9 protein-coding genes are annotated in these 12,176 nt (G+C 66.6%); 3 read left to right on the plus strand and 6 right to left on the minus strand.

Annotation, left to right across the window (positions count from 1 at the left end; genetic code table 11):
* Positions 1-61: 61 nt before the first annotated feature.
* From TBIF_RS04495 to TBIF_RS04505, 3 genes are all read right to left on the minus strand, one after another.
* Positions 62-1,690: an ABC transporter substrate-binding protein gene (locus TBIF_RS04495; protein WP_024793669.1), complete on the minus strand. Its 1,629-nt coding sequence runs from the start codon at positions 1,688-1,690 to the stop codon at positions 62-64.
* A 249-nt stretch (positions 1,691-1,939) separates the two neighbouring features.
* Positions 1,940-3,553 carry an ABC transporter substrate-binding protein gene (locus TBIF_RS04500; protein ID WP_024793670.1) on the minus strand — a complete coding sequence of 538 codons (1,614 nt, stop codon included), beginning with the start codon at positions 3,551-3,553 and terminating at the stop codon, positions 1,940-1,942.
* Positions 3,554-3,866: 313 nt separating this feature from the next.
* Complete coding sequence (locus TBIF_RS04505; protein WP_024793671.1) at positions 3,867-5,402, minus strand: DEAD/DEAH box helicase; 1,536 nt, start codon at positions 5,400-5,402, stop codon at positions 3,867-3,869.
* A 572-nt stretch (positions 5,403-5,974) separates the two neighbouring features.
* Here TBIF_RS04505 and TBIF_RS04510 point away from each other — a divergent pair.
* On the plus strand, positions 5,975-6,178 hold the full coding sequence (locus TBIF_RS04510) for a cold-shock protein (RefSeq protein ID WP_024793672.1): 204 nt from the start codon (positions 5,975-5,977) through the stop codon (positions 6,176-6,178).
* Between the two features lie 126 nt (positions 6,179-6,304).
* On the opposite strand, the gene TBIF_RS04515 is transcribed toward TBIF_RS04510, so the two are convergent.
* From TBIF_RS04515 to TBIF_RS04525, 3 genes are read right to left on the minus strand one after another with little or no spacing between them, the layout of a single operon-like run.
* A complete protein-coding gene (locus TBIF_RS04515; protein WP_051461349.1) occupies positions 6,305-8,620 on the minus strand; it encodes a sulfatase-like hydrolase/transferase in 2,316 nt (771 codons plus the stop codon).
* Positions 8,621-8,675: 55 nt separating this feature from the next.
* A complete protein-coding gene (locus TBIF_RS26135) occupies positions 8,676-8,807 on the minus strand; it encodes a putative transporter small subunit (protein ID WP_235174492.1) in 132 nt (43 codons plus the stop codon).
* Complete coding sequence (locus TBIF_RS04525) at positions 8,804-10,534, minus strand: sodium:solute symporter family protein (RefSeq protein ID WP_369385329.1); 1,731 nt, start codon at positions 10,532-10,534, stop codon at positions 8,804-8,806. Before TBIF_RS04525 ends, TBIF_RS26135 begins: the two co-directional genes overlap by 4 nt.
* Before the next feature lie 430 nt (positions 10,535-10,964).
* Here TBIF_RS04525 and TBIF_RS04530 point away from each other — a divergent pair, with 430 nt between their 5' ends.
* A complete protein-coding gene (locus TBIF_RS04530; RefSeq protein ID WP_024793675.1) occupies positions 10,965-11,702 on the plus strand; it encodes an SDR family NAD(P)-dependent oxidoreductase in 738 nt (245 codons plus the stop codon).
* 13 nt (positions 11,703-11,715) lie between these two features.
* Complete coding sequence (locus tag TBIF_RS04535) at positions 11,716-12,126, plus strand: nuclear transport factor 2 family protein (protein ID WP_038169761.1); 411 nt, start codon at positions 11,716-11,718, stop codon at positions 12,124-12,126.
* The last annotated feature ends 50 nt before the right edge of the window (positions 12,127-12,176 follow it).

Genomic DNA, 12,176 nt, shown 5'->3' on the forward strand with positions numbered 1-12,176 from the left:
GCCCACATGGGGTGCACCCGCCTTCGCGATCGCGGCAGACCGCCGCGGTTGGCTCAGGTCGCTACTTGATCCACGCCTGGTCGAGCAGCATGATCGCGTCCATGCTGGGCACCGCGCCGTACACGTTGTCGGTCCACGGCACGAAGTTCGCGCCCGCGGACAGTGTCAGGAACGGGGCTGTGGCGTTGACCTCGGTCTGCAGCGCGGCCAGGGCCGTGCGCTTGGCGTCGTCATCCTTCGCGGTCTGGACGTCGGTGAGGATCTGGTCCATCTTCGGGTCGTTGACGCCGAGGATGTTGTTGCTGGAGGTGCTGTCCAGGGCGCTGTAGAGGCGCATGAACGGTGCCGCGTCGCCGACACTGTACGCAGCGGTGGCGATATCGAAGTCCTTGTCGACGTACAGGCGCTTGACAACGTCGGTCACCGAGGCTGCGTACTCGACGTTGACGTTGATGCCGATGGGCGCGAGCATTGCCTGGACGGCCAGCGCGGTGGCCTGCGAGGACTGGTTCCCCGGCGTGAAGTACGTGATGTTGCCGTCGAAGCCGTCGGCCTTGGCCTCCTCGACGAGCGTCTTGGCCTCATCGACGTTGAGTGTCATGGCCGGCACGTCGTTGTGCCACTTGGACCAGGACTGGAAGATCTCCGTCCCGGGCATGCCCTTGCCCTCCTTCGCGCGGACGTTGATCACCTCGGGGTCGATCGTCATCTGCATGGCCTGGCGCACGCGCACGTCGGCGCCGGGACGGCCCTCGCGCTGGTTGATCTGGATGACGTCGGACAGGCTGCTGGTCTCGTAGAAGCCGGGCAGGGTGGCCTTGGCATCATCGATGGCGGCCGCGTTGCGCAGGAAGGCCATCTGGATGCCGCCGGTGTTGAGGGCGTCGATCTTGGGCTGCTCGTCCGCGATGGTGACGAACTTCAGGCTGTCTAAGTGCGGCTTGCCGTTCCAGTAGTCCTCGCGGGCCTTGAGCACGAGATCGCTGCCGGGGGTCAGGGACTCGAAGGTGAACGCGCCGGCCCCGATGGGGGTGAACGCGCCGTCCGCGCCGTCGGAGGAGGGGGCGACGACCATGCCATGTCCGAAGACGAGGAGGGCTGGGAACTCGCTCCAGGGCTGGTTCATGGTGTACACGACGGTGGACTCATCGGTGGCCTCGACCGATTTGACGCCGGCAAGGAATGCTTGGCTGTTGCCGCCGTGGCGCTCGTTGAAGCGGTTGGTGCTGGCGACCACTGCGTCGGCGTTGAGCGGGGTGCCGTCGCTGAAGGTGACGCCGTCGCGCAGCTTGAGGGTCCAGCTCAGGTGGTCGTCGCTCTCGGTGAGAGATTTAGCCAGCTGGGGCTCGTAGGTGTGTGTGGACGCGTCGTAGCGGACGAGCAGGTCGTAGATCGCCGCCATCTCCGTGCCGCCGGTGGAGCCGGCAGGCTGGGTCTTGGTCGGGTCCAGGCTGGCGACGGGGGAAAAGCCGGCGAAGTTGAGGGTGCCGCCATCCACGGCCGTGCCGCCATCGGCCTGGTCGCCGATGATGCCGATTGCGCCCGCCTCGGTCTGGAGGCCGGTGTCGCCGGAACCGTTCGAACTGTCCGAGCTGGAATCACCGTTGCTGGCGCAGCTCGCCAACATGAGTCCGCTGGCGATGGCGGCGATTGCCACCGTGCCTGCGCGGCGCCTGTTTGATCGTGACATCTTCAAACCCTCCGGATTGTGTCCACCCCACCGCGGTCGCTCGCCGTGGGCTGTGTCGGCATCGTTGTGCGACGCCCGCCACAAAATGTGACTGCTGCCACAATAGGGTGGATTTGTGTACTCCAGTAGTGGATTGGCCAGACGGGCGTTCATCTGATGTGCCGGGCGGCACCCGGGGCGCTCGGCGGGACAGCAAAAGCGGGCACGCCCACGTGGGGCGCACCCGCTCTCGCGTTCAGTCGGTGAAGGCTACTTCTTGATCCACGCGCCGTCGAGCAAGACGATGGCGTCGGAGTTCGGCTTGACGCCGTACACGTTGTCGGTCCACGGGACGAAGTTCGCGCCCGCGGCGAGCGGCAGGTACGGCACCGTCTCGTTGACCTCGGTCTGCAGCGCGGTAATCGCGGTGAGCTTGGCCTCGTCGTCCTTCGCGGTCTGGATGTCGCTGAGGATCTGGTCCATCTTCGGGTCGTTGACGCCGAGGATGTTGTTGGTGGAGGTGCTGTTCAGCGCGCTGAAGAGGCGGGTGAACGGGGCCTCGTCGCTGATGCTGTAGGCACCGGTGGAGATGTCGAAGTCCTTGTCGACGTAGAGGCGTTTGACGACGTCCGTCACGGAGGCGGCGTACTCGATGGTCACGTCGATGCCGATCGGCGCGAGCATCGCCTGGATCGCCAGCGCGGTCGCCTGCGAGGCCTGGGCCTGGACCGTGAAGTAGGTGATCTTGCCGTCCCAGCCATCGGCCTTGGCCGCGTCGACGAGCGTGGTGGCCTCGTCCGTGTTCAGGGACGGAGCGTCGATGTTGTGCCACTTGGACCAGGACTGGAAGATCTCATTGCCGGGCAGGCCCTTGCCCTCCTTGGCGCGGACGTCGATGACCTCGGGGTCGATCGCCAGCTGCATGGCCTGGCGCACCCGCACGTCGGCACCGGGGCGGCCCTCACGCTGGTTGATCTGCACCACGTCGGCGAGGCTGTTGGTCTCGTAGAAGCCGGGCAGGGTCGCCTTGGCGGTGTCGATGGCCGCCGCATTGCGCAGGAACGCCATCTGGATGCCGCCGGTGTTGAGCGCGTCGATCTTGGGCTGGTCATCCTTGATGTCGACGAACTTCAAGGTGTCCAGGTGCGGCTTGCCATTCCAGTAGTCGGAGCGGGCCTTGAGCACGAGCTCGGCGCCGGGCGTCATGGACTCGAAGGTGTACGCGCCGGCGCCGATCGGGGTGAACGTGCCGTCCGGGCCGTCGGAGGAGGGTGCGACGACCATGCCGTGGCCGAAGGTCAGCATGGATGGGAACTCGGTCCACGGCTGGTTCATGGTGTAGACGACGGTGTGCTCGTCGGTGGCCTCGACGGACTTGACGCCCGCCGTGAATGCCTGGCTGTTGCCGCCGTGTCCCTCGTTGAAGCGGTTCGTGCTCGAGACCACAGCGTCGGCGTTGACCGGGGTGCCGTCGCTGAAGGTGACGCCGTCACGGAGCTTGAGGGTCCAGGTGAGGCGGTCGTCGCTCTCCTTGAGCTCCTTCGCCAGCTGCGGCTCGTAGCTGTCGGTCTTCGCGTCGTAGCGGACCAGCAGGTCGTAGACCGCGGCCATCTCGGTGCCACCGGTGGAGCCGGCGGGCTGCGTCTTGGTCGGGTCGAGGCTGGCGACGGGGGAGTAGCCCGCGAAACTCAGGGTGCCGCCCTCGACGGGGGAGCCGCCGTCGCCCTGGTCGCCGATGATGCCGACGGCGCCGGTCTCGGTCTGGGGGCCGGTCGTCGTCGAGCCGCCGCTATCGCCGTTGCTCGCGCAGCCGGCCAGCAGCACGCCGCTGGCGATTGCGGCGACGGCGATGGTGCCGATCCGTCGTTGCCTCAAAATGGACATTCAATTCCTCCAGGGTTCTCAGCCGCGGGCTGACTGCTACTTGTGACGCCCTGCGGCGCCCAGACAGTCTGTGACGGTCAACACAGCATTGGTCGAGGAGTCCCGCTAACCGGGACTAGCGTCCGATGGGTGCTGAATATCGCTCGGGGAACGTCCGTGGTTGACAGCTCGAATATGCGCCGTGGCCTGGTGTTATCGGAAATGATTCCGGGGGAATGGTGGAGGGGCACGAAAATAGGAATTCCGAAACGAAAGCGGCCCGACTATCCGTGTGGGATAGTCGGGCCGCTTCAGTCAGAGCTGCGGGAGATGGTTAGCCGCGGACAGGCGCGGAGGCCGGGCGCGCGGAGCGACGGCGCTGGCCGCCCGCGGGTGCCGCCGCACGCTGGCCGCCGGACGGCTGCGACTCGCTGGAGTACTTGACGGTGGTGGCCGCGCCGCTCGAGCGCGAGGCGCCCGACTGGCCGCCGCGTCCGCCGCCGCCGGAGCGTCCGCCGCCACGGGGTCCGCCCTGGCCACCGCCACGGGGGCCGCCGCCACGAGGTCCGCCGCCGCGCTGGCCGCCGCGAGGTCCGCCCTGACGACGCTCATCGGAGTCGTTCGACGCGGACTCGGGTGCGGGGGTGACCCGTGCCGCGGTCTCGCCGACGAGGCCGGTCACGGCCGTGGACTGCGCGGTGACCTGCTGCGGCTGCGCCTTGATGCCGGCCTTGCGCAGCAGGATGGCGACATCCTTGCGCTGCTCGGGCAGGACCACGGTGACGACGTCGCCGCTGCTGCCCGCGCGGGCGGTGCGGCCGGAGCGGTGCAGGTAGGCCTTGTGCTCGGCCGGCGGGTCGACGTGGACGACCAGCTGGACGTCGTCGACGTGCACGCCGCGTGCGGCGATATCGGTGGCGACGAGGACCTTGATGTTGCCGGTGGAGAAGGCGGCGAGGTTGCGGTCACGCGCATTCTGCGACAGGTTGCCGTGCAGGTCCACGGCGGGGATGCCGGCCTGCGTGAGCTGCTTGGCCAGCTTGCGGGCCTGGTGCTTGGTGCGCATGAACAGGATTCGGCGGCCGGTGCCCGAGGCGAGCAGCTCGACGAGGTCCTTCTTCGCCGTCGTGTTCGTGACGTCGTAGATGTGGTGCGTCATGGCGACGACGGGCGAGTTGGCCTCGTCCACCGAGTGCATGACGGGGTTGCTCAGGAAGCGCTTGACCAGCTTGTCGACGCCGTTGTCCAGGGTGGCCGAGAACAGCAGCCGCTGGCCGGAGGTCGGGGTCGCGTTCAGGATGCGGGTGACGCCGGGCAGGAAGCCGAGGTCGGCCATGTGGTCGGCCTCGTCGAGGATGGTCATCTCGATGGCGTCCAGGTGCACGTGGCCCTGACGCATCAGGTCCTCGAGGCGGCCGGGGCATGCGACGACGATGTCGACGCCGCCCTTGAGCGCACTGACCTGGCGGTTCTGTGCGACGCCGCCAAAGATGGTGGTCACGCGCAGGTTGGCCGCCCGAGCCAGGGGCTCGAGTGCCACCGTGAGCTGGGTGGCCAGCTCACGGGTCGGAGCCAGGATCAGGCCACGGGGGTGGCTGGGGCGGGTCTTGTTGCCGCTGGAGCTCAGGCGGGCCGCCAGGGGGATGCAGAAGGCGAGCGACTTGCCGCTGCCGGTCTTACCGCGGCCCAGCACGTCCCGGCCCTGCAGGGTGTCGGGGAGCGTGTCGGTCTGGATGGGGAACGGAGACTTGATGCCGTTGTCGGTGAGCGCGCTGACCAGCTTGGTGGGGACGCCGAGGTCCGCGAAGGAGGCTACGGCGGTGGTCGGGGCTGCTGCGGGCAGTGTTGCTGTGGTCTGTGTGGATGACATGGGGTGGGTCGGTGCCTTTCTTAGGCATCGGGTTGTGCCCAGGCCGCACAGAGCTGCCGTGCTAGCGGGCACAAATGTGGCGAGATTGCCGGTGGGCAAAATCGATCGCCGCGAGAAGTGCTCGTGCAGAGGGCGCACTGATCTAGAACACGGTTGTCCGGGCCATAACTACTTGGGCCGGGAGCCGGTACGGGAGAAGCGTTCCACGACGTCTCGGAGTCTTCGTAGCGTTGTGCTGTGTCTTGTCGACACCGAGTTGAGCCAACCATAGCGGATATCCCGCGCCCGTCCGCCGAGCCTTGGGCTCGTGAACCAGAAAATGGCAGGTCAGGCTGTTTCGGACTGTGGGCAGAATCACCGGCTGTGATGCTTTTATCAAGTACCGAGACATCCCCGGTGGACTGTGGTTAACTACGTCACGGTCGCTGTGTTTGTGTTTGTGTTTCCACGCTCGCACATTAGCTAGGGCGTGATGGATTTCCTCTTGGGAGCCGTCAACAACCGCCGTGTAACACCGGCCCTGGGGTCCGACGGACGGATCTCAGTCGTGGACACTGTAAGAGGAGTTAGTCATGGCAGAAGGCACTGTTAAGTGGTTCAACGCTGAGAAGGGCTTTGGATTCATTGCCCCCGACGACGGCAGCGCTGACGTCTTTGTTCACTACTCGGAGATCCAGAGCGGCGGCTTCCGCAGCCTCGAGGAGAACCAGCGTGTGAGCTTCGAGGTTGGCCAGGGCCAGAAGGGCCCCCAGGCCACTGGCGTTTCGCCGCTGTAAGGACAAAGTGCCTCTTCCCTGATGGGGGAGATGAACTTGAAATTCGGCCCCCACTCCTTCGGGAGTGGGGGCCGAGTTCTGTTTCGTCGGGCCTGGTTACTGGGCGTTCAACTACTGGGCGGTCGACTACTGGGTGGCGGCGCCCATCAGCTTGAACTGCTCGATCATCATCGACATCGCATCGGGCGCGAAATCGCCTGGGCGGAACGTGATCCGGCTCAGCTGGCCCGAGTACGGGAAGCTGCCGTGGCGGGCGCGCAGCGCCGCCGAGACGGGGGAGCGGCGCATCGCGCCCACGTGCAGGCCGCTGAACGGCACCAGCCAGGACAGCTGGACCAACTCGACGCCGTCGCGCACGCTGTGCCCGTCGATCTCGATGCTGGCAACCCAGCGGGCCTTGCCCGGGGCCTCCACCCGCACCCGGATGCTGCGGGCCCCCACGGGCACGGTGACGGGCTCGGCGGCGATCATCTGTCCCCACGCGTTCTGGACCAGATGCAGCAGCCCGTCCTCGATATACACGACGTAGCCGCTCTCCTGGCCGCCGTGCGCCAGCAGCACGCCCTCGTCGCCCGCCTGGTAGCCGGCGAGCTCGGCCTTGAACTCGAACGAGCGGCCGTCGATCAGCTGGCTCGCACGGAAGCGCTCCAGCGTCGGTGTCTCGGGCAGCAGCGTGATCGGCGTCGCGAACCGGGCCTCGAGGGGGTCGCGCTGGAACCAGTGCAGCGGGCTGCCGTCGGCCAGCGGGAAGACCTGATTCTGCTCGGCGGCCTCGCGCCAGGCGGCGATGAGAGCCTCGACGCGCTCGGGGTGCTCGGCGGCGAGGTCGTCCAGCTGGGTGGGGTCCGCGGCGGTGTCGAACAGCTCCCAGCGATCCGATTCGAACGGTGTCATCGGTGTCCGGGCGGCCACGGCCTCCCAGTCGCCGGCGTAGTACGCACGTTCGCCGAGGCACTCGTAGTACTGCTCGGTGTGATCGCTCGTCGCGTCGGCGCTGCGCAGGATGCCGGCCATGCTGACGCCGTCGAGCGGGCGCGCGGCTAGGCCGTTTCGCTCGGTGGCGACCGGCAGGCCGATGAGTTCGAGAATCGTCGGCGCGAGGTCGGTCACGTGCGCGTACTGGTTGCGGATTGCGCCGGCGGTCTCGGGCAGCCCCGCGGGCCAGGACATCAGGAACGAGACCTGGTGCCCGCCGCGGTAGGTGCTGAACTTGTGACGGCGGAACGGGGTGTTGGCGGTGGTGGCCCAGCCGGAGGCGTACTGCGGCCAGCTGGCGGGGCCGCCGATCTCATCGAGGCGCGGCAGATCCTCTGCGATGCGCTCCTCGTTGTTGGGCTTGCGGGAGCGGTCGAGGTTGCGCAGATGGTTGAACGTGCCGACGTCGTGGCCGCCGCCGCCCGACGCGCCGTTGTCGCTGAGGAAGATGAAGATGGTGTTCTCGAGCTCGCCGAGGCGGCCGAGGACCTCGCGGAGCCGCCCGACGGACTCGTCGATGGTGCCGACCATCGCGGCGTAGCCCTCCATGTGGCGGGCGGCGAGGGCCTTGCCGTCGTCGGTGAGGTCGTCCCATACGGGGATGTCGTAGCCGAGCTCCTCGGTCAGCGGGGGCAGGCCGAGCTCGGGCGGCATGACGCCGAGCTCCTGCTGGCGGGCGAGGCGGCGCGCGCGGATGATGTCCCAGCCCTCGGCGTACTTGCCGCGGAAGCGGGCGAGGTCCGCGGGCTTGACGTGCATCGGCACGTGCACCGCGGCGTGCGCGTAGTACATCGCGAAAGGCTTGGTCGGGTCTGAGGCCCGCGCGTCGGCGATCATCTCGACGGCACGATTGGTGAGATCGTCCGTCAGGTAATAACCCTCGGGGTACTGGTCGATGTTGACGGGGCTGTTGCCCTCGTACAGCTGGTGCGGCTCATGAAGGCTCGTCTGCGCCTCGAGGAAGCCGTAGTACTGGTCGAAGCCGCGCTGCAGCGGCCATGAGTGGCGGTTGCCCGCCGAGTGCATGTCGGACTCGCGGCACAGGTGCCACTTGCCGATCGCCATAGTGGAGTAGCCATGCCCGCGCAGCGTCTCGGCCCACGTCGGCTGGTTCGGTGGCAGCTCGGCGGCGTAGCCGGGGAAACCGGTGTCCACGTTCGCGACCGCGCCCATGCCGACGGCGTGGGAGTTGCAGCCGGTGAGGAGGGCGGCGCGGGTGGGGGAGCAGGTGGGGGTGACGTGGAAGTCCGTCAGCCGCGCGCCCTCGGCGGCCACCGCGTCGAGGTGCGGGGTGGGGATCTCCGAGCCGAACGGGCCGATATCGGAGTAGCCCATGTCGTCCACAAGCATCACGACGACGTTCGGGGCGCCGACGGGCGGGCGGAGGTTCTCGGGCCAGGCCGGGGTGGAGGTGGCTAGCAGATCGGTGATATTGCCGGCAAAGCCCGGCGCGCGAGACTCGGTCATCGCTGTGACGGTAGTCATGTCGCGGCCGGGCTTGGGCAGTGTTTCCGGTGGTTGGTTAAACCACCATGCGGCCCTCAGCCTTGGCCTCGCGGAAGTCCTTGTAGACGCCGATCGAGAGAATGATCAGCACCACCAGGGCCATGACCGGCCACATCAGGATGTAGAGCGTCATAAAGAAAGTGGTCATCGGTTTTCCTTCCCGTCCTTCTTGGTCTCGTCATCCGACTTGGTTAGTACCGCTGAGCCGGACCTGCCGGCCTGCTTGTCGCTCTTCTTCTGGTCCTTGGCGGCCTTGAATCCGACGGCCACGACCGCCTGCTCCGCTTGGAAGGACAGCACGCGCTGGTCGATGAGATCGAAGTCGAACGGCTCCTGCTTGCTCCGCAGGCTGATCACCGTGCAGACCAGGGCGCTGACGCCGTAGGCGACCAGTGAGCCGAGCAGGACCGGGTAATCGCGTAGGAACCCGATCAGCAGGGGCAGCATCACCAGGAGCATGATCGAGCCGGCGATGAGCCCGGTGCGGAGGCCGAACATCCCGAAGGTGAGCAGCCCGACGACCACTGCGGCACCGATGGCGCAGAGGACCTCGAACAAGACGGCCTGCACGCCGGTCATGGGGATGAGCTCGAAGCGGGCCACCACGAAGAAGGCCAGAGCGACGAGCACCGAGATCGTGAACGCCTGGTTGGTGATCTTGTTCCAGTAGAAGCTGGCAATCACGGGGAAGACCAACGCGCCCCACAGAGCGCCGACGAACACCAGCAGCTCAAGGATGTCGAAGTTGGCGAACGCGAACAGCACGCCCGCCGCGGTGGCGCCCACCATCGTCATGCGGCCGATCAGCAGCATCGTGGTGGGGTTGACCTTGCCGCGGGCCAGGTTCTTGCCGTAGATGTCCGTCATCGCGAGCGCGGACAGCGCGGCGAGGTCGGAGTCCGCGGTGGAGGACAGCGAGCCGATGACCATGATGAACAGCGCGCCCACAAGGACGACCGGCAGGTAGTCGACGGCCATCTGCGGGATGATGTTGTTCATGTCGCCGTCCTGCGGGGACATGCCGACCATGGCGGCGAGGACGCCGATCATGCCCAGACCAATCACGGTGCCGGCGTAGCCGAAGGTGGCGGTGACGAACGTGGACTTGATCTTGTCCGCGCGCACGGCGAAGAGGCGCTGCGCGATGGTCTGGTTGCCGATCGCGTAGGCCAGCACGGCCACGAGGTAGGGCGCGCCCTGATTCAGGAACGCGTCCATGGAGAGGAAGTTGGCCTTCTCCGGGTCGCTCGCCGCGAGGTCGTCGAGGCCGCCGCGGAGCATGCTGGGGCCGCCGGCCGCGAAGAAGACCGTGGGGATGATGATGATCGCCGCGCCCATGAGGGCCACCAGCTGGGCGAAGTCCGTGAGCACCGAGGCGCGGAAGCCGGACCAGACGGTGTAGCCCAGCACGCCGATGGCCACGATGATCACGCCGGTCTCGAAGTTGTACGGCGTGAGGATATAGAGCAGCGCGCCGGCGGCGGTGAAGTTCGCGGTGAGGCTGATGACGCTGCCCACGATGTTGGAGCCCGCGAGCATCAGCTGGCTGGAGCTGCCGTGCCGGGCGTGCATGACCTCGGCCAAGGTGTGCGCGTGCGGCGCCACCTTGCGGAATCTGCGGCCGAAGGGGTAAATGCACAAGATCATCAGCGCGCCCCAGAGCCCATAGTGGATGGGGCCCGAGATGCCGTAGACGTAGCCGGCCTGCGCGGCGGCATAGAACGACGCCGCCCAGATCCAGGTGGCGGTCATGGACGAGGAGGACAAACCGAATCCGACGGCGCCGTCCGAGACCATGAAGCCGTCGACATTCTCCTTCTTCTGCCGGATCGTCAGCGTCATGAGGAACGTCAGTCCGAAGAATGCGACCAGCAATATGATTGTGGTGAGTCCGCTAAGGGGAAACAAAATACCTCCGTGTCGGGCATCGATAATCGCACCCGCCGGGGAATATGTGTGTTTGTGCAGGAGCGGCTATCGAGTGTCCGAGCTGATGTGCGTGGTTATTCGAGTTTCGTTGTGGGTAGTCAAGTGTTTGTGTGATTGAAATCCTGAAGTACCTTAGCAAGTGCTGAGTGTCAAAATGGTAAAGACGGTGTCTCGATTGGTGGGACGCCGATTGAGTATGCTATTCTGAACGGCTACTGTGTGAATTCTTGCTGGCGGGTCACCGCTGCAAGGGCATGCTTTCCTGTCAGTCGACACCATGGCCTCCGCCTGTGTCGGACTTCACAGTCATTCCTTGTTGATCGACTGGATCTGGCTGTGTGCAGGGGGAATCCCATCAACCTAGGAGTGAGTCGTGATGTGGACGCAGGATGGCGCAGCGGTGGTCGTGGGCGGGACCGGGGGCATCGGCGCGGCAATCACCCGGCTATTGGTCAAGAGGGGATCGGACGTTCTCATCACCTACCGGTCCAATATTAATGCCGCGAATGCGTTGATCGCAGAATCCGGCGGAAAGGTGCGGGCGCTGCAGCTCGATATCACCGACGAGAATGCCGTCGCGCACCTGGAGGCTATTGGCGCAATTCGTACCCTTGTTTATGCGGCGGGCCCACTGGTTCGCCAACGGCATTTGAGCAAGGTGGCCCCCAGTGAATTGCGCTCGACATTGATCGACGACGCCGTCGGGTTCTTCACCGTCGTGCGCGCGACGCTGCCGGCCCTGCGCGAGTCCGGCGGGTCGATCGTGGCCGTCACGTCCGCGGCCGGGCGTCGGTACGCGGTGCGCGACGGCCTGTCGGTGATCCCCAAGGCATCCGTCGAGGCGATCGTCACCGGGATAGCGGTGGAGGAGGGCCGGTTCGGAGTGCGCGCCAACTGTGTGGGCCCCGGCATGCTGGCCGACGGCATGGCGCGATCGCTGATCGCGGCCGGCGACCTCGACGAGGCGGCCCTCGAGGCGGCCAAGCGCAACACGCCGCTGCGGCGCTTCGGCACGGCGCACGACATCGCCGAGGCTGTCGTGTTCCTCGCCTCCAGCCAAGCGAACTTCATCACCGGACAGAAACTCGACGTCGACGGAGGTTATGGTGCCTGATTCTTACGCAGAAGTGAGCGCGCGGGTGAATGCGCTGCTCGCCAAGCTCGCATTGTTCGCGGACACAGGGACGGTGGAGGAATACCTCTCGCAGTCCACCGCCGACGCGGTGTGGGACTTCCCCGCGAACCCCACGTCGGGCGCGCCTGCCAGCCTGCTCACCGGCCACGCCGAGATCGCGGCGAGCGTGGGGGCCCGGCGCGCGTCGGGCATCCAGGGCCCGGGGACGAACTCCCAGCACGTGATCACCAATGTGGCCGTCGACCTGATCTCAGCGGACACCGCGCGGGCGCGCTCGTCGTGGATGTTCCTGCGGCAGACCCTGACCGCGCCGGCCGTGTCCGGGGCCGGGCACTACGACGACGAGCTGCGGCGGGTCGACGGCGTGTGGCTGCTGGCGCGGCGGACGGTGTCTTTCGGCTAGCACTGTGTTGGCTGAGTTTTTCTTGTCACACCCCACCGGTACCCTCTGCA

The sequence above is a fragment of the Tomitella biformata AHU 1821 genome, from assembly GCF_000524475.1.
Classification (GTDB): Bacteria; Actinomycetota; Actinomycetes; order Mycobacteriales; family Mycobacteriaceae; genus Tomitella; species Tomitella biformata.

Coding starts and splice junctions, on each gene's coding strand:
- TBIF_RS04500 (WP_024793670.1), bottom strand. CDS start 3,553: ATGTCCATTTTGAGGCAACGACGGATCGGCACCATCGCCGTCGCCGCA.
- TBIF_RS04505 (WP_024793671.1), bottom strand. CDS start 5,402: ATGTCATCCACACAGACCACAGCAACACTGCCCGCAGCAGCCCCGACC.
- TBIF_RS04515 (WP_051461349.1), bottom strand. CDS start 8,620: ATGACCGAGTCTCGCGCGCCGGGCTTTGCCGGCAATATCACCGATCTG.
- TBIF_RS26135 (WP_235174492.1), bottom strand. CDS start 8,807: ATGACCACTTTCTTTATGACGCTCTACATCCTGATGTGGCCGGTCATG.
- TBIF_RS04530 (WP_024793675.1), top strand. CDS start 10,965: ATGTGGACGCAGGATGGCGCAGCGGTGGTCGTGGGCGGGACCGGGGGC.
- TBIF_RS04510 (WP_024793672.1), top strand. CDS start 5,975: ATGGCAGAAGGCACTGTTAAGTGGTTCAACGCTGAGAAGGGCTTTGGA.
- TBIF_RS04495 (WP_024793669.1), bottom strand. CDS start 1,690: ATGTCACGATCAAACAGGCGCCGCGCAGGCACGGTGGCAATCGCCGCC.